Annotated in this window: 20 protein-coding genes and 2 pseudogenes; 16 read left to right on the forward strand and 6 right to left on the reverse strand. The window is 53.6% G+C overall.

All coding sequences use genetic code 11. The annotated features are described in order from the left end of the window. Positions 1 to 59: 59 nt before the first annotated feature. Complete coding sequence (locus V3C20_RS10360; protein ID WP_130083750.1) at positions 60 to 977, forward strand: IS1595 family transposase; 918 nt, start codon at positions 60 to 62, stop codon at positions 975 to 977. 104 nt (positions 978 to 1,081) lie between these two features. Here V3C20_RS10360 and V3C20_RS10365 read toward each other — a convergent pair whose 3' ends face one another. Then, on the reverse strand, positions 1,082 to 1,828 hold the full coding sequence (locus V3C20_RS10365) for an outer membrane beta-barrel protein (protein WP_330935374.1): 747 nt from the start codon (positions 1,826 to 1,828) through the stop codon (positions 1,082 to 1,084). 173 nt (positions 1,829 to 2,001) lie between these two features. Between V3C20_RS10365 and V3C20_RS10370 the strand changes: the two genes are divergently transcribed. From V3C20_RS10370 to V3C20_RS10380, 3 genes are all read left to right on the forward strand, one after another. Next, positions 2,002 to 2,352, forward strand: a complete 351-nt coding sequence (locus tag V3C20_RS10370; protein WP_130083748.1) for a hypothetical protein — start codon at positions 2,002 to 2,004, stop codon at positions 2,350 to 2,352. Positions 2,353 to 2,459: 107 nt separating this feature from the next. Next, positions 2,460 to 3,323: a hypothetical protein gene (locus tag V3C20_RS10375; RefSeq protein WP_130083747.1), complete on the forward strand. Its 864-nt coding sequence runs from the start codon at positions 2,460 to 2,462 to the stop codon at positions 3,321 to 3,323. 4 nt (positions 3,324 to 3,327) lie between these two features. Further along, the gene (locus V3C20_RS10380; RefSeq protein WP_130083746.1) at positions 3,328 to 3,591 is read left to right on the forward strand and encodes a hypothetical protein; all 264 of its coding nucleotides are present in this window, start codon (positions 3,328 to 3,330) and stop codon (positions 3,589 to 3,591) included. Positions 3,592 to 4,113: 522 nt separating this feature from the next. On the opposite strand, the gene V3C20_RS10385 is transcribed toward V3C20_RS10380, so the two are convergent. Next, the gene (locus tag V3C20_RS10385; protein WP_130083745.1) at positions 4,114 to 5,166 is read right to left on the reverse strand and encodes a hypothetical protein; all 1,053 of its coding nucleotides are present in this window, start codon (positions 5,164 to 5,166) and stop codon (positions 4,114 to 4,116) included. Positions 5,167 to 5,409: 243 nt separating this feature from the next. On the opposite strand from V3C20_RS10385, the gene V3C20_RS10390 reads away from it, so the two are divergent. The 3 genes from V3C20_RS10390 (at position 5,410) to V3C20_RS10400 (ending at position 8,468) form a co-directional block, all read left to right on the forward strand. Then, entirely contained in the window at positions 5,410 to 5,622 is a 213-nt protein-coding gene (locus V3C20_RS10390) for a DNA/RNA-binding protein (protein WP_012421062.1), read from the forward strand. Positions 5,623 to 5,873: 251 nt separating this feature from the next. Next, entirely contained in the window at positions 5,874 to 6,950 is a 1,077-nt protein-coding gene (locus V3C20_RS10395) for a P-loop NTPase (protein WP_130083743.1), read from the forward strand. A 141-nt stretch (positions 6,951 to 7,091) separates the two neighbouring features. Beyond that, positions 7,092 to 8,468: an MATE family efflux transporter gene (locus V3C20_RS10400; protein WP_161981279.1), complete on the forward strand. Its 1,377-nt coding sequence runs from the start codon at positions 7,092 to 7,094 to the stop codon at positions 8,466 to 8,468. 24 nt (positions 8,469 to 8,492) lie between these two features. Here the strand turns inward: V3C20_RS10400 and V3C20_RS10405 are convergent, their stop codons facing one another. Further along, complete coding sequence (locus V3C20_RS10405) at positions 8,493 to 9,719, reverse strand: hypothetical protein (protein WP_130083741.1); 1,227 nt, start codon at positions 9,717 to 9,719, stop codon at positions 8,493 to 8,495. 255 nt (positions 9,720 to 9,974) lie between these two features. Here V3C20_RS10405 and V3C20_RS10410 point away from each other — a divergent pair, with 255 nt between their 5' ends. From V3C20_RS10410 to V3C20_RS10435, 6 genes and pseudogenes are all read left to right on the forward strand, one after another. Further along, positions 9,975 to 11,069: a sugar kinase gene (locus V3C20_RS10410; protein WP_130083740.1), complete on the forward strand. Its 1,095-nt coding sequence runs from the start codon at positions 9,975 to 9,977 to the stop codon at positions 11,067 to 11,069. Positions 11,070 to 11,088: 19 nt separating this feature from the next. Further along, positions 11,089 to 12,258: pseudogene (gene uxuA, locus V3C20_RS13470) on the forward strand (mannonate dehydratase); the annotation flags it as partial. A gap of 12 nt (positions 12,259 to 12,270) precedes the next feature. After that, complete coding sequence (locus V3C20_RS13475) at positions 12,271 to 13,089, forward strand: SDR family oxidoreductase (RefSeq protein WP_343160558.1); 819 nt, start codon at positions 12,271 to 12,273, stop codon at positions 13,087 to 13,089. Between the two features lie 18 nt (positions 13,090 to 13,107). After that, positions 13,108 to 14,506 (forward strand): annotated as a pseudogene (uxaC, locus tag V3C20_RS10425) (glucuronate isomerase). Positions 14,507 to 14,509: 3 nt separating this feature from the next. Further along, entirely contained in the window at positions 14,510 to 15,154 is a 645-nt protein-coding gene (eda, locus tag V3C20_RS10430) for a bifunctional 4-hydroxy-2-oxoglutarate aldolase/2-dehydro-3-deoxy-phosphogluconate aldolase (RefSeq protein ID WP_130083737.1), read from the forward strand. Between the two features lie 20 nt (positions 15,155 to 15,174). Then, positions 15,175 to 16,455 (forward strand): MFS transporter, encoded by a 1,281-nt coding sequence (locus V3C20_RS10435; protein ID WP_130083736.1) that lies wholly within the window; start codon positions 15,175 to 15,177, stop codon positions 16,453 to 16,455. 499 nt (positions 16,456 to 16,954) lie between these two features. On the opposite strand, the gene V3C20_RS10440 is transcribed toward V3C20_RS10435, so the two are convergent. Both V3C20_RS10440 and cls read right to left on the reverse strand, forming a co-directional pair. Then, positions 16,955 to 18,478 (reverse strand): pyruvate carboxylase subunit B, encoded by a 1,524-nt coding sequence (locus V3C20_RS10440; RefSeq protein ID WP_130083735.1) that lies wholly within the window; start codon positions 18,476 to 18,478, stop codon positions 16,955 to 16,957. A gap of 121 nt (positions 18,479 to 18,599) precedes the next feature. Further along, a complete protein-coding gene (gene cls, locus V3C20_RS10445; protein ID WP_161981277.1) occupies positions 18,600 to 20,057 on the reverse strand; it encodes a cardiolipin synthase in 1,458 nt (485 codons plus the stop codon). A gap of 143 nt (positions 20,058 to 20,200) precedes the next feature. Here cls and V3C20_RS10450 point away from each other — a divergent pair, with 143 nt between their 5' ends. The 3 genes from V3C20_RS10450 to V3C20_RS10460 all read left to right on the forward strand — a co-directional run bounded on the left by V3C20_RS10450 (position 20,201) and on the right by V3C20_RS10460 (position 22,531). Beyond that, positions 20,201 to 21,016, forward strand: a complete 816-nt coding sequence (locus V3C20_RS10450) for a thymidylate synthase (RefSeq protein ID WP_130083733.1) — start codon at positions 20,201 to 20,203, stop codon at positions 21,014 to 21,016. Between the two features lie 27 nt (positions 21,017 to 21,043). Further along, a complete protein-coding gene (locus V3C20_RS10455) occupies positions 21,044 to 21,514 on the forward strand; it encodes a dihydrofolate reductase (RefSeq protein ID WP_130083732.1) in 471 nt (156 codons plus the stop codon). Positions 21,515 to 21,709: 195 nt separating this feature from the next. Then, the gene (locus V3C20_RS10460) at positions 21,710 to 22,531 is read left to right on the forward strand and encodes a hypothetical protein (protein WP_130083731.1); all 822 of its coding nucleotides are present in this window, start codon (positions 21,710 to 21,712) and stop codon (positions 22,529 to 22,531) included. 155 nt (positions 22,532 to 22,686) lie between these two features. On the opposite strand, the gene V3C20_RS10465 is transcribed toward V3C20_RS10460, so the two are convergent. Continuing rightward, positions 22,687 to 23,517, reverse strand: a complete 831-nt coding sequence (locus V3C20_RS10465; protein ID WP_130083730.1) for a PEP-CTERM sorting domain-containing protein — start codon at positions 23,515 to 23,517, stop codon at positions 22,687 to 22,689. Positions 23,518 to 23,891 lie beyond the last annotated feature (374 nt).

Consider the following 23,891-nt stretch of genomic DNA (forward strand, 5'->3'; position numbering starts at 1 on the left):
AGTCTTGTAACTCCCCCATAATCTATTACACTACTCCTAGAAAAAGAAAGGAGTAGAACATGACGTACCGTGAATTCATTGAAAAATTCCCTGATGATGAGAGCGTGGCAAAATACCTGATTGAAAAACGGTTTGATGGGAAAATAGTTTGCCCGTTTTGCGGGAAAACAGAGAAGGTTTATCACGCTCACTATAATTGCCGCAACGCCTATTGCAACAACTGTAAGATGGAATTCTCTATTTTCAAGGGAACCATTTTTGAAGAAACAAGAATGCCTTTAAGGCATTGGCTGTATGCTATCAATATGGTTTGTTTGTCTAAAAAAGGGATTTCAGCCATGCAATTGAAAAGGGAGTTAGGTGTTTCCTATAAAACCGCTTGGAGGATGATGCACAAGATTAGAGGGGCAATGGCAAAAAGGGAGGTAGGAGAAACCTTTGAGGCGATTGTTGAGATTGATGAAACCTATGTTGGTGGAAAACCCCGGAAGAAGAATGAGCATGGGGATGATGACGACTTGCCGAAAAATCCTAGAGGAAGAGGGACGGCTAAAGTTCCTGTTATTGGAGTCAGAGAAAGGGGAACAGGAAAAGTTCATGCCGTCGTTGCCAATAGGAATGGAGAGGGAAAACGATTGACGGGCAAACAATTATTCAATGTCCTTAGTAAGGTTTGCAAACCTAATACCAAAGTCATGACTGACCAGTTCAAGGGCTACAATATTCTGAACTATCCTAACAATAAGAACCTTACCCGCATCATGATTGACCATAATGTTATGTTCAGCGCGGGAAATGGGGTTCATACTAATGGCATAGAAAGCTTTTGGGCCTTATTGAAAAGAGGGATTCATGGAATATTTCACCATGTCTCTCTTAAACACCTACAGAAATATGTGGATGAATTCTGTTTCAGGCAATGCTATAGGAACGAGAATAAGGCATTTGAGGTTTTGATGGAGTTGTGCTGGAAATGAAAAGCCGCCACCCTGCGAACAAGGTGACGGCCAGTCAATGCAAATCAAAGAATCGCCCCCTTCCCCGAAAGGAAGGAGGCCAGTTAATTCACCGCCGAAGAGGTCTAGAAGGTCCAGCTAATACCAGCTTGGATGACATGGTAAGGGTCAGTATCATGGAATTTGAGAAGTTCGTACCCTAAAATCAAATCTGTTGTATTGCCAATGGCAAAGCGGAATCCTAACGTAGCAGAGAATGTAAAATCTGCATTGAACTCAGTTGCACTAGCTCTACCTCTCTCTATTCGATAAGTAGAATCAGATTGCCAAATTTTTCTATCAATCGTTGCTGTAGCTTTCAAAGAATTGAAAGTTACGCCAATTTTGCCACCTAAGAAGAAATATGCTTTCTCTTGAACCAAAGGAAGATTCAATGTATATCCTGCCAGTAGGGGGATAGATGTTTGGTATTTGATTTTCAAGTCAACATTCGTAATGTTTTTCTCATTTAGAAAATGTTGAATTTGAGCATCGGAATATCCCCATTCACGTCCAATATCGAAGGCATTGAAATGTTTAGCATCGGAAGACATCAATCCCGCCGTCAAAGACAATTCGTGAACGATATCTCCTGTTTCAGTATATGAATTTAGGCTGAGCAAACCGCCGCCAAGATTAGGCATGTCGCTATCTCCTGCAATCCCATAGGCCCCTTTGATAGTCATTCCAAAGGTAGAATCGTATTTCTGCGTATAGGACGGAGAACTGTAAGAACTGCCTACTCTATAATAATTCCAAGGGTCAGACGCTTGGGCCGAAAAAGCACAGGACAACAGGCCTAATGCACACGTTATAAACAAGTTTCTCTTCATGGTCGTTTATGGATTGAAGTCATAATGAACACACGGTCATCAACGAAACGCTCTAATTTTGCGTCTAATTGTGAATCGCAATAATCATCATATGCGAGTTATTATCATAACAAATGCGAACAACACAAGCTCTTTCTTTCTATGAACTGGGTTCTATCAGATAATCAAGCCGCATGTTTACGAGCAATTCCAAGCCTGAACCGGACTATGTGGACACTAAAAAATTAGGCCAATGGCTCAGCGAACATTCCATTAGCCGTGCCGAAATAGCCAAGGCTCTTGGAGTCCAAACCACCGTGGTTCATAACTGGTTTGCCCGTCAAAGAATCCCTAAAAACGTGCAAGGCTCATTGCGTCATTTAATGAGTGCCGATTATCCTACGGAATTGGAATCTCAAATTGCCGTTCGAATGAAAAATTCTACCCTGAACGAGGTAGTCAAGAGGGCCGTCAAGGAAGGATTATCCGTGGAGGAATGGATTTTGAGGGCGGTGGAAGGAAATTTAAAAAAGGATAATAAGTAAGAAAGTTGCCTAAAGAAGATAATGCTAAGGAATACTTCAAGGGAAATAAGAACAATTTTGACATGATGAGTTAATCATTGGATTCAATATTAAAAAAATTCTCACACATGTTAAAGAAAATACTTAATCAGACTATTACAGGTAGTATTTGGAAATTTCTTTCAGGAAGTATAGGAGCTATTTGTACCCTTCTTTATTTTGGGAAAAATTTTTTCGAAATGCACATAATTTATTCCATTCTATTAGGAATAGGCATTTTACTTGTCTGTTTTATTATTAGATTCTTATATTTCCTTATTAAGGAAATGTCTATATTTGTGCACAATACATATGTAAATTCTATTTGGGGAGAAGCTATTGTTGATTTAAAAAACGCTTATGCTGAGATTAATTTTTTAAGAAAACAGGAAAATTTTAGTGACCATGAATTTATGTCCATAATGATTACTTTTTGTGATACACTAAAAAATATTTTTGATAGAAAGACTAAAGCTGATTGTTGTGTATCAATCAAAGTTCCTACTACTGTAGAAAATGCTTCTCTGGAAACTCTTGAACTAAGAAATTTATGTCGAGATAGTTTTCATCATAATCGTGATACCGAAAAATATGCGAAAACTAAACATTCTATTATTGGAAATACTCCGTATAGAATTATTGTTAATAAAATATTGAAACAAAATTCTAAAAACTTAGCATATGTAAATAATGATATAAATAGTTCTAAAGATTATGACAACTCAAGTAAAGAATGTTACCCTAATGGAATTTTGCCATATAGTAGCGAGCTCGTTTTTCCTATTATTCCTGCTAAAAGAGATAAAACAAAAAATTATAAAATGAATGGCTTTATTTGTATTGATTGCAATATGAAAGACAAATTTGATGAAACTAGATATGATATCCCAATGGTTGAAGGAATTGCAGATGGAATTTATGATATTATATTAAAAAGAAATCTAATAAAATAAAAATATGAGTAAAACATATTATTCACACATAGAGTTTGAAATATCAAAAAAAGACAAAAACTCTATTACTCTGAAAAGTATTATAAGAAATAAAAAACAAAATTATTTAAAATCCATAGAACAATCGAAATTGATACTGCACTATTTCGATGAAGATGAAATTGAAAAGTTACAAAAAATTGAAAAGGAAATAGTTCAAAATATTCTTCATGAAAGAAAACAAAAAAAATTTCTTAACAAAGTAAGAAAAATTTTTATTCAAAATTAGGATATTATTTTTCTTCAAAAAAGATTTCCGAACTTGAGTATATAAACCCCTAAAAAAACTCCTTCCAAAAAAAGAAGGAGTTTTTTATTCCCCTACGAAGTAGGAGAGGGGGTAACAAGACTAAAAGGGATAATTCCGTAATAAGATAAGCCCATTTCATTTGATAACCCAATTTCTCTCTACTTAAGTTGGTATAAAAAGATATGTTCCCGCAGCTTCAATATCAATCTCCACCCCACCATAAGTGAGAATGCCTTCCCGTGTCAATTCAAGTTGGATTTCGATTTTACGCTGTCCGGTTCTACCTGTCTGAAGGATAGTGCCGTTATAATGCCTTTTCGTGGTCAGGGCAGCTTCTGAGGGATGCTTTTGCGTAGTGATGAGGGCCGATCAGGGTTGAAAAGACCGGATATTCGAGTTGATGTTGAAGCAGCTACGCAAGTCCCCGCCGATGCCGTACCCCGCAAGCTTCAGAAGAGGGCACGGGGCAGTTGGCGTGTGGAATGCGGCCGCGGCGGTGGGCTACATGGATGCCGCCCCCGTTTCGGAAACATATTCGGAACCGTGGTACAGCAGTTTGCCCTCCTTGATACTGAAGTACAAATCCGCATACCAGCCGCCGGTCTGATAGCTGATGAACAGCAGCGGCCTTCCGTCTTCGCATTTGTGGAACCAGTTTTTCAGGGCGTCATAGAAAACAGTAATGCTGGAGCATCCCTGTTCGACAGTACCCCGCGTCAGGGTGCACGGCACCATCCTGCCCCGGATGTCCATGTACCATTGCTGCCGGTCCTTTTTGGCAAACAGGGACAGGGCGTGCATGTTTCCGTCCCGCTCGCAGGCAATGTCCCACTGGTGGGCGTAGGGCGGCCGTTCACCGCCTTCCAGGTCTCTTCTCGTTTCCCTGCACAGGGCGGGAGGTTGGGCTGCTTCCGTATAGACTTCCGGTTGGGAGGAGGTTACAGGCCCTGTCCATTCGGGGTTAATGGAGGAAACGATTTCGGCGGCCTGTTCGGGCGTAAATGTGCGGATGCCCTCGCGGCAAGGTACGGGCAGGGAGGAAAAGGGAGGCGGCGGTTTTTCTATTTTACTTTTCTTTAACGCGTTCTTTTCTTTCCTGCTTCCCATGGGCGGCAGGAGGCTTCCCTGTTCGGGCTCGGGTTCGGGAAGCCTGAAAAATTTCCTTTCCGGAGGCTGTCCTGCATTGGGAATGAATTTGGGCCGTAAACCGGCAGGAAGCGCCGTCAGGCTCATGGAGATGGCTATTCCCATGAGCGGAAGGATGTAGAGGGTGAAAAACAACACCCGTGATTTTTTGTACACGAGGAACCAATTGAAAAAACATACCATGAACACCAGTACCGACAGGGAAATGATCAACAGGAAAGTTTCATCAAGACGCAATGTTCTGGGAATGAGCAGGAACACGCCCCCGAAGAACAGGTACGCGAAAAGAAGATAACTGGCAATGCATTTGCTCATGCCGTATTCGCTGCCCTGGAAAAACAGGTCGAATGAGATGATCTTCAGAAACAGGCTGGAACCTCGGCTGCCTTCTTTCCTGTGCTGGTTCATGATTCTATCCTGTAACTCATTTGTTCTTTTAAGTCAATCGGGTTGGAGGCGCAAGCCCAGCCGTTTTTATGGTCAGCCGGTTTTTCCGGAAAATGAATGCGGAAGTGCGGATGGAGGAAATGGCGGTATTTTCCCCGTTTCCGCCCGGTGGGCCGCATCTGCCAGGGGGCAAATAAAACATTGACCGGACGGGAGGGAAGTTTTATTCTGAAAGCCTCATTCAACCGGAGGAAGATTACAGCCGTGGAGGACGATATTATTTGCACAGAAAAAATCATTGCGGAACGCAAGACGTTCTTTCTTGATCTCAAACAGAATGCGCGCGGCAAAGTGGTGCGTATTACGGAAAAGGTGAGTTCCAACCGGGACCGGATCATGGTTCCCGCGGAAATTCTGGATGATTTCATCGCCGCTCTCCAGGATATCCGGGAAACGCTGAAGCAGCAGGGGGAATAAATCCCCCTGTCTTTTTTCTTCTTTTTAACGCTGGCGGGGCTGTGGTTGTCCCGCTTTTTCGCGGTATCCGGATGGCTGGGAATCCGGCAGGCAAAAAGTGGCTTTGTCTGAATTAGGCGTTGTCAAAAATAAAAAAGGGAGTATTTTTGCTTCCCGGTTTTGCCGTCCCCCTATCTCTGTATTCCGGCGCATGCTGCGCTCCGGAGGCACGGGGGCGGAATGTTTATGGCAACCACTAGTATTTCAGACATATGACGACACAACAGGAATTGACTCCGGAGCTGATAAGGGCCGCGCTGACAACGGTTAAATTCCCGGGTTTCAGCCGCGACATCGTATCCTTCGGGCTAGTGAAGAAGATCGACATTGACGCTGAAAACAATGTCACGATTGATTTGGTGATTGAGAGCAAGAATGCGGATATTCCCCGTTACATTTTTGAAGGCGTCCATGGTGTGATGAAGCATCTGCCCGGCGTAAAGCATTGTGACGTCAATATTGAACACAAGGCTCCGGAAGCTAAAAAGGGAGTCAATGACGATCCCTCCACCTGGAAATCCTCCGTCCCCGGCGCCAAGCACGTGATCGCCGTTGCCTCCGGCAAGGGCGGGGTGGGCAAATCCACCGTTTCCGCCAATCTGGCGGTGGCCCTGAGCAAGCTGGGCTATTCCGTGGGCCTGGTGGACCTGGATATTTACGGTCCCTCCATGTCCCTGATGTTCGGCACCAAGGAACGGCCCGGAGCCAATGAGAATGACGAATTTCTCCCGGTCACGGCCCATGGCGTGAAGCTGCTTTCCATGGGGCTGCTGATCAACGAATCGGACCCCGTTGCGGTGCGCGGCCCCCTGGCGACGCGCTACGTTCAGCAATTCCTGCGCAACGTGGCTTGGGGGGACGTGGATTTCCTGATTCTGGACCTGCCGCCCGGCACCGGAGACATTCAGCTCACGATTGTCCAGACGGCTGAACTGGATGGCGTAGTGGTGGTCACCACCCCGCAGGAGGTCGCGTTGATTGACGCCCGCAAGGCCATCGGCCTCTTTGAACGGGTGGAAACCCCCATTCTGGGCGTGATTGAAAACATGAGCTATTTCCAGTGCCCCTCCGACGGCAAGATTTACCACATCTTCGGAGAAGGCGGCGGCGAGCGGGAAGCGGCCAAGCTGGGCGTGCCCCTCCTCGGCAAGATTCCGTTGGATATCGCCACCCGCTCTGGCGGGGACGAAGGACGCCCCGTGGCTCTGGAAGACCCTGAAAAGAACCCGGTTTCCGCCGCGTTCCGCCAGGTAGCTGAACAATGCGCCCGCGTGGTGCTTGACCGCTGAATGTCCGGACGGGGCAGGAGGCCCCGGTCCGGTTGATACCCTTAACCTTGAAGCCGGGTTGGAGCCTGCCGCTCCGGTCCGGCTTGTTTGCCGGCATGTTCCGGCTCCCTGAAGGAGGAATGCATGGAAGGAAAGAAAGAAATGAATAAGACGTGGAATTTGAAGGAGATGAAAAAACTGATACCGCTGGCCCTCCCGGTGCTGGTGGTCAACCTCTCCATTGTGGGCATGGGAGCGGTGGACGCCATTGTGGCCGGGCGCGCCGGCGTGACGGACATGGCCGCCGTGGCGCTGGGGTCTTCCGTGTACCTGCCTGTGGCGCTGTTTGCCTGCGGCGTACTGATGATCATCGGCCCCGTGATTGCCAACATGCGGGGGAAAAGCCATGAAAGCCGCGTAGGTTACATGACCAACCACGGCCTGTGGCTGGCGCTGATGCTCAGCCTGGTTTCCATGCCGGTCATTTATGTGCTGAGAAACGTGTTCGGCTGGATTTCCGATGACGTCGCCATGTGCCAGATGGCTTCCGCCTACATGTTCGCCATCATGTGGGGACTGCCCGCCAACCTGGGATTCGTGGCCCTCAAGAGCCTGAACGAGGGGTCCAACATGACCCGGCCAGCCATGTACGTGGGGCTGTGCGGGCTGCTGCTCAACATTCCGCTGAACTACATCTTCGTCTTCGGCCTGTACGGTTTTCCGCGCATGGGCGGAGCGGGGTGCGGCGCGGCCACGGCAGTCATCTTCTACATTGAATTCCTGCTGATGTTCCTGCTGGTCTATCTGAATCCCAAGCACAGGCCGTACCGCAGGCACATCGTTTCCTGGCGGCGCCCCACGCCTTCCGTCATCACTCACCTCATGCGGCTCGGCGTGCCGATAGGCGTTTCCCAGTTGTGTGAGGTGATGCTCTTCTGCGCGGCCGCGCTGGTGCTGGCCCCGCTGGGAGAAACGCAGGTGGCCAGCCACCAGATTGCCGGGAATGTGGGCGGCCTGGTCTTCATGCTTCCGCTCTCAGTAGGGCTGGCGGCCTCCATCCGCGTGGCGTACCACCACGGCAGGAAGGATCTGGCGGGCACCAAATCCGCCGTTCTGTCCTCCTATGTGCTGGTGCTCACGATCTGCCTGTGCACCTTTGGCGGCATCACCCTGTTCCGGGAGCAGATTGTGCACTTGTACAATGATTCGGAGATGATTGTCAGCACGGCTTCCGTCCTGCTGATTCTGGCGGCGGCCTACCAGCTTCCGGACTGCCTGCAGGTGCTCTCCGTCGGGGTGCTGAGAGGCTTCCGGGACACCGCTTCCATCACCGTCATCACCTTCTTTTCCTACTGGATCGTCGGGTTCCCGGTGTGCTATATCCTGGCCCGTACCAACTGGATTGTTCCGGCCATGGGCGCGCGCGGCATCTGGATAGGGTTCATCATCGGCTTGTCCGTGGCGGCTGTGCTCCTGCTCTGGCGGGTAAGGCGCACCACCAGGCGGGAGTTCGCCCGCATGCGCTTAAGCGGAGAATGACTTTTTCTCCGGAACGGAAATAATTCACCTTTCCCGTTCCGGAGTGGGTTGAGTCGTCCGGAGACCTTTCAGGATATCGACTGCTTCACGGGCATTCATGATGTCCTTGAATTGGAAGCCTCTTTTCTTTCCGTATTTCAGCATGATGTCTCCGGAGCCGTTTTTGCGCAGACGGTGCCGGATCCCCTTGATTTTGTGAACGGAATAGGTCCGGATGCTGTGGTCGATGATCGTCATCAGGCGGTGTTCCGTCAGCACGTAAAGGGTATTGCGGCGGCGTTTCCGTTCCTTCCATGGAGCCGCAAATGCATTCAGGGGATAATAGATGGCTCCAAGGACGATACAAATCCATCCCGGAATAAAAAAGTAAAAAACGGGAGTGAACCTGCCGTCCGCCGGAAAACTGGTTACACGTTGCCAGCCCCCCAGAGTAAGCGCCAGTGGCAAGATAAACAGGAAGATTCCGTACAGGAATTGCCTTGTGCCCACGAAAGTCCAGCACCGTTCCATGGGATGGCTTTTCCACAGCACCTGTTCTCCGGGCTTGAGTTTTCTGCTCCAAATTTCTTCAGAGGCATCAATGCCGTCGTGACATCTTCGGGGCAGGACAGACTGATCTCTGTCGGCTGATGTAGCCAATGCTGCTGAAGCAGAGGCGTTATGCTGGTTCACCAGCTTTTTCAGAACATCCGCCGCTTCCCGGGGATGTTCCATGTCTTCCATCACAAAACAACCTCCTTTCCGGTACTCCAGAATAACATTCCCGGTACCATCCTTGCATGAATATGTCCGGATGCGCCTTCGCCTAGGAATAGGATAAGAGTGGAAGCGGAACTCTTGTGAGGAGGGGAAAAATAAAGGAGTTTCCCGAACGATGGTTAGCAGGCGCTGGTCTGTGAAAACGTAGCGGGTATTGCGCCTGGTTGTTCGTTTTCGCCACGGGGATGTCAGCAAATACAGGGAAGAAACCAGCAGGGGAGTGATGATAAGGGCGGCAAGGAGGATGCCTAATACGGAAGGGAAGCGATAGTATTTCATCCTGGCATCAAAACACAGGCTCAGGAACGTCGGCAGCATCAGGAAGAAGGCTGTGCACAGGCTGAACAGCGCGCTTCCGAATAGAAGTTTTCCCGTATCCCAACCAGTCCAGCTCCGTTCCACAGGCCGGCCTTTCCATAAAATCCTCTCTCCGGGTTTGAGCCTGCTGGCCAGCAGTTCTTCCGGGGTCTGTTTACCCTCGCTTCGTTTCATTGTGATATGGATATAAAGATGAGAGCATTTTGTGTCAACGGTTTGTAAAAAATGTAGAGTCAAGGTACATGACTTTTAAGTTGGAATAGATTCAGGAGCTTTCAGGCAATGCTGTTTCTTCCGTAGTGAAAATCATGGTTTAAATTTATTAACATCAAGACTTTACTATACATCTGGTCTTTTTCCGTCGTTTTCCCTTGTGGAGAAAAACAGTTCTTTTATACTAAACAGAATCGTACTATTTGATGCTTTTATATGTCTTTAACTATTAAATCAGAACAGGAATGCCGCTGGGACATTGCCTCCCTGGGTGAAGTGATGCTGAGGCTGGACCCCGGAGAAGGGCGCATTCATACCACCCGTTCCTTCCGCGTGTGCGAGGGCGGAGGGGAGTACAACGTGGCCCGCGGGCTAAGGCGCTGCTTCAGGATGCGCGGCGCCATTGTCACTGCCATTTGCGACAACCCGGTGGGGCGCTTGCTGGAAGACTGCATGCTCCAGGGTGGCCTGGACATGGATTACGTGGCGTGGAAGCCGTTTGACGGCATTGGCCGCGATTGTCGCGTGGGCCTGAACTTTACGGAGCGCGGCTATGGCGTGCGCGCCGCCGTGGGCTGTTCCGACCGCGGTCTGAGCGCCGCCTGCCAGATGAAACCCGGGGAGGTGGACTGGGACGCCCTGTTCGGCAGGGACGGCGTGCGCTGGTTCCATACAGGCGGCATTTACGCGGGCCTTTCGGAAACGACCAGCGCCGTGGTGCTGGAAGCCGTGCAGGCCGCCCGCAGGCACGGGTCCATCGTTTCCTATGACTTGAATTACCGCCCCTCCCTCTGGAAGAGCATCGGAGGGCAGGCCCGTGCGCAGGAGGTGAACCGGGCCATCGCCCCCTTTGTGGACGTGATGATCGGCAATGAAGAGGATTTCCAGGCGTCCCTGGGACTTTCCATTGAAGGGAGCACGGAGGATTTTTCCCGCATTGACCATGACTCCTACCGCCGGATGATCCGCCGCGCCGTCAAGGAGTTCGGCTTCAAGGCCGCGGCTACTACGCTGCGCGTGGCCCGAACGGCCACGCTGAACGACTGGGCGGCCATGCTGTATTACGACGGCGAATTTTATGATTCCATTTCCTTTCCGAACCTGGAAATCCTGGACCGCGTGGGCGGCGGGGATTCCTTTGCCTCCGGCCTGATTTACGGCCTGCTGTCCGGCAAGGGGCCCCAGTACGCCGTGAACTGCGGCTGCGCCCACGGCGCGCTGGCCATGACCACTCCGGGGGATACCTCCACGGCCACGCTGGCGGAAGTGGAAAAAGTGATGAAAGGCGGAACCGCCCGCGTGGACCGTTAACCCTTTAACTCTTTCTGACATGATTGAAAGCTGGAGATGGTACGGTCCAAGTGATCCTGTGACGTTGAGGGACATCCGTCAGGCCGGAGCCGCGGGCATCGTGACGGCCCTGCATGAAGTGAAGTGCGGGGAACTCTGGACGCGGGAGGCCGTGGCCGGACGCGCGCGGATGGTTGAAGAGGCCGGGATGAAATGGGTGGTGGCGGAAAGCATTGCCGTCCATGAAGACATCAAAACGCGTTCGGGGAACTGGAAGCATTATCTGGAGGTTTACAAGCAGAGCCTCCGCAACCTGGCCGCAGGAGGCGTGAAAGTGGTGTGCTACAATTTCATGCCCGTGCTGGACTGGACGCGTTCCGACCTGGCTTTTCCGCTGGAGGACGGCAGCAGCGTTTTAAAGTATGACGCCGTCCGCGTAGCCGCGTTCGACCTGTTTATTCTGGAAAGGGCGGGGGCTGCGGACGATTACGCGCCGGAAACGGCGGCGCGCGCCCGTGAACTTTTCCAGTCCATGGACGGAGACGCCCGCAAGGCGCTGGCGGATTCCATCCTGCTGGGGCTGCCCGGCACGGTGGATGACCTGACGCCGGAGCAGTTCAGGGAGATGCTCAAACGCTACGAGGGCATTGACGATGCACAATTGCGCCGGAACCTGTATGACTTTCTGAATGAAATCATGCCCGTGTGCGAGGAAACGGGCATCCGCATGGCCATTCATCCGGATGACCCGCCGCGCCCCATCTTCGGCCTTCCCCGCATCATGAGTGATGAGGAGGACATGCGCCAACTGGTGCGGGAGGTCCCCTCCATGCATTCCGGCTTCACGCTCTGCACCGGCTCTCTGGGCGGCCTTTATTCCAATGCGCCGCACCTGCTGATGGAGGAGTTTGCGGACAGGGTGTATTTCGCCCATTTCCGCAATACGGTGTTTGACGCGGACCATGAAAGCTTCCGGGAATCCGGTTCCCACCTTTGCGGCCATACGGACATGGCCTATGCCATGCAGTGCCTGCTGGACGAGGAAGCCCGCCGCAAGGCCGCGGGATGGCCGGAGTGGCGCATTCCGGTGCGCCCGGACCACGGGAAGCTGATGGACATTGATCTGGAGAAGCACTGCTATGCCGGGTATTCCTACGGCGGCCGCGTGATCGGCCTGGCGGAACTGCGCGGCCTGGCGCTGGGGCTCCAGTCCTTCCGCCCGCTGGCGGGAAAGACCGCTGTCGTGACCGGGGCCGCGGGCGTCCTCTGTTCCGTGATGGCCCGTGACCTGCTGAAGGCCGGGGCCAGCGTGGCTCTCCTGGGCCGTACTCGCTCCAAGCTGGAAGACCTCCAGCGGAAGCTGGCGGAGGAAGGTCTGGACCGGACGCTGGTGCTGGCTGCGGACGTGCTGGACAAGGCTGCTCTGGAACAGGCCTGTTCCCGCGTGAAGGAAGAATGGGGAAGGCTGGACATCCTGGTGAACGGCGCGGGCGGCAATGATCCGCGCGGAACCAGCCCGGCGGAGCAATGCATGCCGGACACTCCGGCGGATCAAGGCTTCTTCGGCATGGACATGGAGGGCTTTGAGTACGTGAACCGCCTCAACATGATCGGCACCATTCTGCCTTCCCAGGTGTTCGGGGAGCTGCTGGCCGCCTCCGGCGGGTGCATCGTCAACATCTCTTCCATGGCTGCCTTCCAGCCTCTGACCAAGGTGGGCGCGTACGGAGCCGCCAAGGCCGCGGTGGACAATTTTACCAAGTGGCTCGCCACGCATCTGGCCCCGCTGGGCGTCCGCGTGAACGCGATTGCCCCCGGGTTCTTCATCACGGAGCAGAACCGCTTCCTGATGATGGAAAAGGACGGGGCAACCCCCACGCCGCGCGGCCGCAAAGTGCTTGCCAAGACGCCCATGCACCGTTTCGGTGAACCGGAGGACCTCTGCGGGGTGCTCCGCTTCCTGGTCTCTCCCTCCGCTTCCTTCGTCACGGGCGTCATCATTCCCGTGGACGGGGGCTTTCTGGCCTATTCCGGAGTATAACCGCCAACGTTTGCCGCCATGTTCATCAACGACGATTTCCTGCTGGACACTCCCCAGGCCAGGACGCTTTTTCATGAGTACGCGGAAGGACAGCCGATCATCGACTACCATTCCCACCTGGATCCCGCCGCCATTGCGGACAACCGCCAGTTCTCCAACATCGCCCAGCTCTGGCTGGACGGGGACCATTACAAATGGCGCGCCATGAGGACAAACGGCATTCCGGAACGCCTCTGTTCCGGAGACGCTCCGGACCGGGAAAAGTATGACGCCTGGGCGGCTACGGTGCCGCGCCTGCTGCGCAATCCGCTGTACCACTGGACGCATCTGGAACTGCGCCGCCCCTTCGGCATTTCCGGCATTCTGTTCAGTCCGGAAACGGCGGATGAGGTCTGGGAAAAAAACCTCCTCCATGCTTCAGTCCGGAGGAATGGGCGCGCTGGATATCCTGAAAAGGATGAACGTGGAGACCGTCTGCACCACGGACGACCCCTGCGACGACCTGTCCGCCCACCGGAGGCATGCCTTTTCCGGGGATTCCGTCAAACTGCTCCCCACCTTCCGCCCGGACAAGGCGCGCGCCGTCCACCAGGGCAGTGCGTGGCGGGAGTGGGTGGCGCGCCTGGAACAGGCATCCGGCATGGAAATCCGTGATTTGGCCGCTTTCAGGGAAGCGCTCGCCTCCCGGCATGACTTTTTTGCCCGTCACGGCTGCAAGCTCTCGGACCACTCACTTGAAGCGTTTGACGAGGAAAGCTTGTCCGGAGAGGAAGCCGCCGCCCTGTTCGCCTCCGCTCTCCGGGGCGGTGACATCGCCTCCGGGGATGCGGCCCGTTTCTCCAACTACCTGATGGACTACTTCGCGGAGCTGGATTCCGCGAAAAACTGGGTGCGCCAGCTTCATGTGGGCGCGCTCAGGAACCCGAACGGAGCCGCCCTGCGGGACCTGGGGCCGGATACGGGCTTTGACGCCATAGCGGATTTCACGTACATGGCCCCGCTGGGCCGTCTGCTGGACCGTTCCGCTCAACAGGGAACGTTGCCGCGAACCATCCTGTACAACCTTAATCCGCGGGACAACGCCGCTCTGGCCGTGCTCTGCGGCAGTTTCCAGGACGGCGTCACGGCTGGAAAAATGCAGTACGGGGCCGCCTGGTGGTTCCTGGACCAGATGGACGGCATGACCCGCCATCTGGAAACCCTCAGCCAGCTCGGCATGCTCTCCCGTTTTGTGGGCATGCTGACGGACAGCCGCAGCCTGCTGAGCTACACGCGGCATGAATACTTCCGCCGCATCCTCTGCCGCGTCCTGGGGCGTGACATGGCGCAGGGCCTGGTTCCGGACGACATGGAGATGGTAGGCTCCATGGCGGCGGACATCTCCTACAGGAACGCCAAACAATATTTCAACTTTTAAATCATGAAGACACTGCTGGAAAAATTATCCGCCATCAGGCTTGTCCCCGTCGTCGTCATCCATGACGCGGACAAGGCCGTACCCCTTGCCAAAGCGCTGCTGGACAACGGCTGCGCCTGCATGGAAATCACGTTCAGAACGCCCGCCGCCGCGGAAGCCATTGCCCGCATTTCCCGGGAAGTCCCCGGAATGCTGGTGGGCGCGGGAACCCTCCTGACGCCGGAACAGGTGCAGGCCGCCTGCCGGGCGGGAGCCTCCTTTGGCGTGGCTCCCGGCTTTGATCCGCAGGTGGTGAAAGCCGCCGCGGGGATGGATTTCCTGTTTGTGCCGGGCGTCTCCACCGCCTCGGAAATGAGCCAGGCCCTTTCCCTGGGCTGCCTGTTCCAGAAGTTTTTCCCGGCGGAGGCCGCGGGCGGCGTCAGGATGCTTAAATCCCTGCTGGCCGCGTTCCGCCATACGGGCGTGCGCATCATGCCCACGGGCGGCATCAACGCGGGCAACATCGGCTCCTGGCTGGAAATCCCGGAAGTGGCCGCCTGCGGCGGTTCCTGGATTTGCGAATCTCCTCTCATTGAGGCCGGAGACTGGGAGGAAATAGGCAGGCGCACGCGGGAAGCCCTGAAAGCCTTGAAGGCAGACGCCCTTTAACAACCAACTGCGCTTTACCCATGCTCCAGGAACAACCAAGGCAGGACTCATTCCGGTGGATGATTCTCTTCATGCTCTTTGCGGCGACGACGATCAACTACCTGGACCGCCAGATTCTCTCCATCCTGAAACCCATTCTGGACCAAGAACTGGGCTGGACGGACGCCCAGTACGGCATGATCATGTCCATCTTCCAGGCTTCCTACGCGGTGGGCCTCACCATGTTCGGGTGGATTATCGACAAATACGGCGCGCGGATGGGTTTTGCCATTTCCATCATCTGGTGGAGCGTGGGCGCGCTTTCCCATGCCTTTGCCGTAGGCGTCAAATCCATGGGCCTCAGCCGCGTTATCTTGGGGCTGGGGGAAGGCGGCAACTTCCCGGCGAGCATCAAGACGGTGACCAACTGGTTCTCCTCCGGAGAGCGCGTGTTCGCCACCACCCTGTTCAATTCCGGCGCGAACGTGGGGGCGCTGGTGGCTCCGGCCACCATCCCGTTCATTGCCGCCGCGTGGGGCTGGCAGTCCGCTTTCATTGCCGCGGGCGTTCTCGGTTTTATCTGGGTGATATTCTGGCTCCGCATGCCGAAGAACCCGCGCGTGAAGCTGGCGGAGGAATCCGCCGCCCTGGCGCAGGCGGAAAAGGAGGAAGCCAGGGCCTCCATTCCGTGGAGGAAATTGCTGGCTTACAGGCAGTCCTGGAGCCTCATCCTCGTGCGCTTCCTGACGGATCCCATCTGGTGGTTCTTCCTCTTCTGGCTCCCGGATTTCTTCAGCAAGCACTTTGGCTATAACATCAAGGAATCCGCCCTGCCGCTGATCGTCATTTACGCCCTGGTGACCGTACTGAGCATTTTGGGCGGCACCCTGACCAAGTTCCTGGCAAACCGTGGATGGAGCCTGAACAAGGTCAGGAAAATCTCCATGCTCATCTTTGCGTGCTGCGTGGTTCCGGTGATCTTCGTCCAGTACTTTGACATGTGGACCATCGTGGCGGTGCTGGGGCTGGCGGGAGGCGCACACCAGGCGTGGTCCGCCAGCGTGTACACGCTGGGTTCCGACATGTTCCCGAAGTCGGATGTGGCATCCATCACCGGCCTTTCCGGCATGGCGGGGCAGATCGGCAGCGTGCTGTTTCAGACGGCGGTGGGCTTCACGTTGTCCCACTTCGTAGCGCTGGGCAATCCTTCCCACGGCTATGACATCATCTTCATCGTGTGCGGATGCGCCTATCTGGCCGCCTTCATCATCTTCAGCCTGATCGTTCCCAAAATCAACATGGTGGAGGTCAGGGAAAGTTAAGCTTCCGGTCTTGTGACGGCGGCGTGCGGGGAGGAAATTCCCACGCCGTTTCCATTTGATCCAGCTTTCTGTGGACAGGAACAATGGAATACGTGCCATGCAGCACCCCGGTATTTGTCCGAAGGCGCATTGCCGCCGGGAATGATGCTGATTCCTGGTCTCTTACCTTCAAAAACATGAGAGAGGGAATAAATCCCCTCCGGCATGTTGAAAGTGCTGCACGGGGAAAATGTCTCTTGAACCGGGGAGGCTTTTAACCCGGAGAAGCGGGCGCTTTCCTTTCCCGATTGTTGGAATAGCCATTCACGGGAATGCATATTTTCACCTTCTTTCTTTGTTTTCTTATAGCGGGGATTCTCTGGTGATCCGGGGGGCGCATTCCGGGGTTTTTCTTCCGGTGCTCAAGGAGTTTTTACCAGAAAAGAAGTCTGTAAAAAACAGGCTGTTCCGGATTTCCGGAACAGCCTGTGAATTGATTAATAAAGTATTTGTTCCGTCCTTAACCGACGCGTTCGACCTTAACGGAGTGGGCCTGGCCGTTGATGACGATAGTCAGGTCACGGGAGCCGGAAGGTCCGCTCACCTGGGCGGTGATGCCGTTGTCGATGATGGTCATGGACGGAGCGGCAGACGCGGGAGCGGAGGCTGGAGCGGTGTTCACCTGCACGGGGACTTCTTCCTTCGGTTCCGGCTTCTTGTAGAAATCTTCCACCTGTTGCGGGAACATGGCGTAAATCACGCAGTGTTCGTCGTCCGTGGGGAGTCCCTTTTCCGCAAGCTTCCTGCGCAGGTCTTCCATGCCGGGCTTGATCAGGTCCGCCGGACGGCAGGTGATCGGTTCCTTGCCCATCTTTTCCGCGCAGAGCTTCTGCACTTCCGGGTCCACGGGGGCCGGGGTGCGGCCGTAGTAGCCCAGGGCGATGTCCGCCGCCTGGGGAGTAATATTCTTCCAGCGGCCGAACTTCACGTTCAGCATGGACTGCACGCCCACAATCTGGGAGGTGGGGGTCACCAGCGGAATCCAGCCCAGGGCCTTGCGGACCACGGGGATTTCCGCGAACACTTCTTCAAACTTGTCTTCCATGCCCTGTTCCTTGAGCTGGGTGCGGAAGTTGGAAAGCATGCCGCCGGGTACCTGGTAGCGGAGCGTGTCGGAGTCCACCACTTCATTGCGGTGGGAAGTGAACTTGCCCAGGCCGTCGTAAACGGGCTTGAGCATTTCGGAAACTTCAATGAGCTTGTCCGTGTCGTAATCCGGCTTGCGGGGATTGCCGTTCAGCAGGGCGAGCATGCGCAGGCAGTCCGGCTGACCCGTGCCGTTGGCGAAGGGGGAGATGGAGACGTCGCACGCGTCCACCCCGGCGTCAATCGCGCTGAGGTAGGTGGAGGCACCTAGGCCGGCGGTGTCATGCGTGTGAATCCAGACGGGAATGTTCAGGTCCTTCTTCAGGGCGCTGACCAGTTCATGGGTCACATAGGGGGGGATGAGGCCGGCCATGTCCTTGATGACGATGGCGTCCGCCCCCATGTCAGCCAGTTCCCGGCCCATGTCCACGAAGCTTTGCGTAGTGTGCACGGGGGAGGTAGTGTAGCAGATGGTGCCGTGGGCCTGTGCTCCGGCCTTTTTGGCGGCGCGGATGGAGGTTTCCATGTTGCGCGGATCGTTCACGCAGTCGAAAATGCGGAAGATGTTCATGCCGTGCTTGGCGCTCATGGCGACGAAGGCTTCCACCACGTCGTCCGCATAATTGGTATAGCCCACGATGTTCTGGCCGCGCAGGAGCATCATGTGCGGCGTCTTGGGCGCGGCCTTTTTCAGGGCGTCCAGGCGGTCAAAGGGCCACTCTTTCAAAAAGCGCAGTCCGGCGTCGATAGTGGCGCCGCCCCAGGTTTCCAGGGCGCTGAAGCCCATGGAGTCCAGAATGGGGGCGACGGGCAGCATGTCTTCCGTCTTCATGCGGGTGGCCGCCAGGGATTGGTGCCCGTCGCGCAGAACGGTACAGTTGAATGTAACAGGATTCATATTTTATTTAACGATCGTTAAAAATTGAAGGAGGTGGCTTCTTGAAAAAAATTGTCTCATATGAGTTTGAGGAGGTCAAGCTTACATGAATGGAATTTAGAATTATTCTAATAAAACTCAATTATTGAACAGGAGCCATCAACCTGGCAAGGTTGCATAGCATTTTGAACCCCAGCGATTTTTTGTTGTAATCCTCCAGGGATTCCCTGACGGATGAGTAAAAGTCTTTTTCCAGCATGGCCTTTATCTCCGCGCAGACACCGGAATCGCGGACAATGGCGGTGAGTTCGAAGTTCAGGGCCAGGGAGCGGTTGTCCAGGTTGGCCGTTCCCACGGTGGCGATGTCGTCGTCCATCAGGATCACCTTCTGGTGCAGGAAGCCTTTTTTATAAGCCCAAAGCTGGATGCCGTAGGTATCCAGGTCCCGAAGGAAGGTGAAGGAGGAAAGCTTCACCAGAATATGGTCCGCCCGTTCCGGGCGCAGGATGCGCACGTCCACGTTCCGCAGGGCGGCCGCCTGGAGGGCAGACATCACTCCTTCGTCCGGGACGAAATAGGGCGTGGAAATCCACAGGCGGTGCGTGGCCCGGTTTGCCAGGGCAATGATGGTGGTCTTCCATGCGGGAATCACGTCCGCCGGGCCGGAGGGCAGCACCAGCACCGTTTTATCCTCCGGCTGGGGTGTAATCTCCCAGCACAGGCGGGGGAAGGTGGACGGGTTGGATTTCAGCATGGTGGCCCAGTTCCAGTCTTCCAGAAAGCTGATCTGGGTCTGCTGGACGGAGGGGCCGTGGAGCTGGATGAAGGTGTCTCTCCAGTATCCCAGCGCCCCCTTTCCCAGATACTCCCGGCCGATGTTCATGCCGCCAATGAAAGCGGTGGAGCCGTCCACGACGACCAGCTTCCGGTGATTCCGGAAGTTCAGGCGCAGAACGTTGCTCAGGAAGTGACGCTTTCCATTGAACGGCTCAATGTTCACCCCCTCCTTCCGCAGGGCGGAAATATAGCCGGGCGGCAGCTTGTGAGAGCCTATTTCATCATACAGCATATAAATGTTGATGCCGTCCCGCGCCCGCTCGATCAGCAGTTTTTTCAGGTTTTGGCCCACCGAATCGTTCTTGATGATGAAAAACTCGATCAGGATGTAACGCTCCGCCTTCTTGATGGCATCGTAAATGCGGGGGAAGGCATTGTCCGCATCGATCAGGAGATGGCAGGAATTGCCCCTGCACACGGGCAGCCGCACGATGTCCCCCAGCGTCTGCATGATTTCCCCCGCCGTGTCCGCTGTGCGTATGGCGTATGGCTTCATGCAGTTCGTGATCTTGTCCGTCAGCTCTCCCCACGGGGACTCGGAATCCGTCTGTCTCCGCCGCGTTTCCACATAGCCGCTGAAGGTGCGCCGTCCCAGAATGAGATAAAAGGGCACGGCGATGTAGGGAAAGGCCAGCAGGGAAATCAGCCACGCGATGGTACCCTGGGGCGTGCGTGTGTGGAGCAGCGCCGGAATCAGGCAGAATGCCCCGGCTATGTGGCAGAGGGCGGCGAATCCCAAATATGGCTCGTCAGGTATGAGCATGGAAATCATGGAACGCGTAACGGAAGAAAATACAGGGACGGGAAATAGTGAAAAGGCTGGCTTTTGGTGCTGGAGATGGTACTAAAGTGGCGCATGCTCGTATTATCACGGGCCAAGGGCTGAGAAAAGCGCAAATTACGGAAATGAAGCAGTATTTGGAACTTTTGGACGACGTTTTGACCCATGGGGTGGGGCGGGAGGACCGGACTGGAACGGGCACTATCGGCGTGTTCGGCAGACAGAGCAGATATGACCTGCGCGACGGTTTTCCGTGCCTGACCACCAAGAAGCTCCACCTGCGCTCCATCATTTACGAACTGCTCTGGTTCCTGAAAGGTGAAACCAACATCAAGTTTCTGAAAGACAACGGCGTCAGTATCTGGGACGAATGGGCTGATGAAAACGGCGAGCTTGGCCCCGTGTACGGCGCGCAATGGCGCTGCTGGCCGGGGAACGACGGCAAGCCCATTGACCAGATTGCCAGACTGATTGACGGCCTCAAGAATAATCCGTGGTCTCGGCGCCACATCGTCAGTGCCTGGAACGTGGCCCTGGTGGATGACATGGCCCTGCCGCCGTGCCATTCCCTCTTTCAGTTTTGTGTAATTCCCGCGCAGCCGGGAGAGGAAAGGAACGGCCTTTCCCTCCAGCTCTACCAGCGCAGCGCGGACCTCTTCCTGGGAGTTCCGTTCAACATTGCCTCCTATGCCCTGCTGCTGCTCATGACAGCCCAGGTGTGCGGCTATGAGGCCAGGGAATTCATCCATACCTTCGGGGACCTGCACCTGTACCGCAACCATCTGGACCAGGCACGGGAACAATTGTCCCGCATGCCGCGCCCGCTTCCGGTGATGAAGCTCAATCCGGATGTCAGGACCATTGATGGATTCCATTACGAGGATTTCGAACTTATCGGGTATGATCCCCTGCCGCATATCAAGGCCCCCATTTCCGTATAATTCCGCTCATCTCATTCCCTGATCATCATGTCACAGCCCGTCACTTACACAGGAGTGGTCGCCATGGCGTCCGACCGCGGCATCGGCTACCGGGGCGCGCTGCCCTGGCATCTGCCGGACGACCTCAAAACCTTCAAGCGCCTCACCACGGGGCATCCCGTTCTGATGGGACGCAAAACCTATGAAAGCATCGGCAGGCCGCTCCCCGGACGGCAGAACATTGTGCTGACCCGCGATCCGTTCTGGACGGCGGAAGGAGTGGACGTCATTCACTCCGTGGAGGAACTGGAGCGTCTGTCCCTGATGGACCCGGAAGTCATGGTCATCGGCGGTGCGGAAATCTTTTCCCTGATGATGCCGCTCATGTCCCGCATGTGGATTTCCCATGTCCGGGAGGAATACCCGGCGGATACGTGGCTACCGCCGTTTGAAGACCGTTTCCCGTCAGCAAATCTTCAGGAACAATTTGAAGGTTTTGATTTGTTTTTGCACGAATAGGGGATTCCGAATCCGTTGGCAATGGAATTTATTGACAATAAATGTTTTATTTTTATAAAGCATTGATAATGCTTGATCTTATTAAATTATGGTCTTTTTTCGATATTCTCCCTTGTTCATGACTGTCTTGGAATTATAAAGAGGGTGGACGACCGATCAAAAACGCGGATTCGGAATTCGTTACATTAACCGCGTATGAAAACTGTTCTGTCCCTGATAGTTGTTCTGTGCAGTACGGCATCCTTCTCCCTGGGAGCCTCCCTGTATTATTCCGGTTCCAATGATGGCTGGTGGGAAACGGCCGGGAATTGGAAAAGGGATTCTCCTGACGGCCCCGCTTCTGCATCAAAACCTGCTACGGGAGATACCATGTACATCGGCTCCGGCGGAAATATCAACGTCAAGATAGGGAGCAACGGAGGCAGCAATACATTCTACGGCATGAATATCAATATCGCGGAGGGGAGTACCCTGACGGTGACGACCAACGATGCGAAATTCTGGGGGTCCACCTTCACCATAGGCTCCGCGGACGGTCTGATTTTCACAAACAATGTGTGGGGGGACTATAAAAACGGCGCTCCAGAGGTGGGCCGCCAGCCTCTTACGTTTAATCTGGGCCTGGAAGGTTCCGTAGTGTACCAGGCCAATTTCAACAATTCGTCAAGCGCCCACTTCAATTTGAACGGTTCCCTGAATATTCTGGGAGGAGGAGAATTCTCTATCCAGCGCAGGGATTTGATGACCTTCGGGACCAATGGAGATGCCTTGTCATTTGATTTTTCCAATTTTCAGGTGAGCTTTGAATCCGGGGAAGTTTCGACCCTTTATGACCAGTCTGCAGAGCTGACCGCCACCAGAGAGGACTTGGGCAAGTACAAGCTGGTTTATGACGCCGACGGCAAGAAGCTGTATGTGGAATACGTGACGGGCTCCCAGGCCGTTCCAGAACCTTCCGTTTCTCTGCTGGGTTTCGCGTGCGTGGGTGGATTGCTGATGAGGCGCCGCCGTCAATAACTCGGAACTATTCGGATAGTCTGTTCCGCGTGAATGGTTTAAATGCGGGAAGAGGCATTCATCTATCCGTGGAGCAGCCCCTGGCGAGTCCAGGCAAGTAAAAAAGGCGGGAAATCTCCCGCCTTTGGAATTGATGCGACAAAACGAATTGTCCGTCAGAACCGTCTGCGGCGCATCAACAGCGTGCCGAGTCCAAACAGCCCCATGACGGCGGTTGCGGGTTCCGGGACGGCCATGGCTACCAGTTGAACATTTCCATCATTGTATTGCAGGCCGAATTCGCCTTCCTTGAGGTTGCTTGCATCCTGGGCGTAAGTAAGCGTATTGCCGTCGGAATCCATTACATGTAATTGGGAACCGTCAAAGTTGGAAATGGAACCGTCTCCGAAGCCGACATGTAGCATGTCAATGGAAGCAGTCAGCCCGGCTAGAGTGTAACTGCCCTTCAGAATGGTTGTTTTATCTCCAAGCCATGCCGTTCCAATAGTAACCAGGCTGTTTCCGGTCATCTGTCCGAAGTCGAAAACTGTTCCGTCCGCAACACCCATGTCAAAATTGAAATTCACTTGAGTGTTGGTTCCGAGATGCATGGAAAATGCTCCGTAATCTCCCCATTCGGTGGCATTAAGGGTGACATAGTCTCCCAAATAGATACCTGATGCACAACTTTTCAGATCGTTTCCGGCTGTAACGGTAATAGCTGTCTGGTTGCTGGTGAACGTCTGTTTTCCGCCTTCCACGGAAAAGTCATACCCAATAAAGCCGGGGTCCTGATTGATGGGCTTGTAACCGTCTCCTGATTGAAGACTGCTCTGGGATGAATTTTTAAGGACACCCCAGTTGTTTTCTGACCAATTTCCATTCTCGCCCCCATTCCAGACGTAAACCCAGTAACCGTTGTAATTGAAGTCGGGGTGTAATACGGTAGCCGCCTGAGAGGCGGAAACGGCCATCATTGCCATGAACAGCGATAAAATCTTCTTCATAAAAATGGTTTCTTCCTTGAACGAAAATAAATGTGTCGGATTTGATATCCGTTGTCAATAGATATGTTTGATAAATAGTGGTTTTTGAAAATTTAAACAAGGAATTCGCTTGTATTTCAGTATTTTCACATAATCTATAATTTTTATTAATCACTAAAAAAAAATAAGTAACAACAAAATGAAATCATTGCCGGATATCAAATCCGTATTTGCTTCTTCCTTCCAAGGAATTTATCGTTCGGAATAGACTTTTCCGACTGTGTTAACGGAATGAAAGGAATCACTCAGTTTTTCCGATGGAATGCATGAATAAGCTAAAGCAGCCTGTGGCGGCTGGATAATTTTCTGGTCCATGAGGAAAGATTTGATCCTGT

Origin of the sequence: Akkermansia sp. RCC_12PD, assembly GCF_036417355.1 — a bacterium.
In the GTDB taxonomy this organism is placed as follows: Bacteria; Verrucomicrobiota; Verrucomicrobiia; order Verrucomicrobiales; family Akkermansiaceae; genus Akkermansia.

Excerpts from the sequence above, each read along its gene's own strand:
- V3C20_RS10365 (WP_330935374.1), bottom strand. The coding sequence starts at position 1,828 with ATGAAGAGAAACTTGTTTATAACGTGTGCATTAGGCCTGTTGTCCTGT.
- V3C20_RS10405 (WP_130083741.1), bottom strand. The coding sequence starts at position 9,719 with ATGAAACGAAGCGAGGGTAAACAGACCCCGGAAGAACTGCTGGCCAGC.
- V3C20_RS10375 (WP_130083747.1), top strand. The coding sequence starts at position 2,460 with ATGTTAAAGAAAATACTTAATCAGACTATTACAGGTAGTATTTGGAAA.
- V3C20_RS10435 (WP_130083736.1), top strand. The coding sequence starts at position 15,175 with ATGCTCCAGGAACAACCAAGGCAGGACTCATTCCGGTGGATGATTCTC.
- V3C20_RS10410 (WP_130083740.1), top strand. The coding sequence starts at position 9,975 with ATGTCTTTAACTATTAAATCAGAACAGGAATGCCGCTGGGACATTGCC.
- V3C20_RS10380 (WP_130083746.1), top strand. The coding sequence starts at position 3,328 with ATGAGTAAAACATATTATTCACACATAGAGTTTGAAATATCAAAAAAA.
- V3C20_RS10440 (WP_130083735.1), bottom strand. The coding sequence starts at position 18,478 with ATGAATCCTGTTACATTCAACTGTACCGTTCTGCGCGACGGGCACCAA.
- V3C20_RS10370 (WP_130083748.1), top strand. The coding sequence starts at position 2,002 with ATGTTTACGAGCAATTCCAAGCCTGAACCGGACTATGTGGACACTAAA.
- cls (WP_161981277.1), bottom strand. The coding sequence starts at position 20,057 with ATGCTCATACCTGACGAGCCATATTTGGGATTCGCCGCCCTCTGCCAC.
- eda (WP_130083737.1), top strand. The coding sequence starts at position 14,510 with ATGAAGACACTGCTGGAAAAATTATCCGCCATCAGGCTTGTCCCCGTC.
- V3C20_RS10450 (WP_130083733.1), top strand. The coding sequence starts at position 20,201 with ATGAAGCAGTATTTGGAACTTTTGGACGACGTTTTGACCCATGGGGTG.
- V3C20_RS10385 (WP_130083745.1), bottom strand. The coding sequence starts at position 5,166 with ATGAACCAGCACAGGAAAGAAGGCAGCCGAGGTTCCAGCCTGTTTCTG.
- V3C20_RS10360 (WP_130083750.1), top strand. The coding sequence starts at position 60 with ATGACGTACCGTGAATTCATTGAAAAATTCCCTGATGATGAGAGCGTG.
- V3C20_RS10395 (WP_130083743.1), top strand. The coding sequence starts at position 5,874 with ATGACGACACAACAGGAATTGACTCCGGAGCTGATAAGGGCCGCGCTG.
- V3C20_RS10400 (WP_161981279.1), top strand. The coding sequence starts at position 7,092 with ATGAATAAGACGTGGAATTTGAAGGAGATGAAAAAACTGATACCGCTG.
- V3C20_RS10460 (WP_130083731.1), top strand. The coding sequence starts at position 21,710 with ATGAAAACTGTTCTGTCCCTGATAGTTGTTCTGTGCAGTACGGCATCC.
- V3C20_RS10455 (WP_130083732.1), top strand. The coding sequence starts at position 21,044 with ATGTCACAGCCCGTCACTTACACAGGAGTGGTCGCCATGGCGTCCGAC.
- V3C20_RS10465 (WP_130083730.1), bottom strand. The coding sequence starts at position 23,517 with ATGAAGAAGATTTTATCGCTGTTCATGGCAATGATGGCCGTTTCCGCC.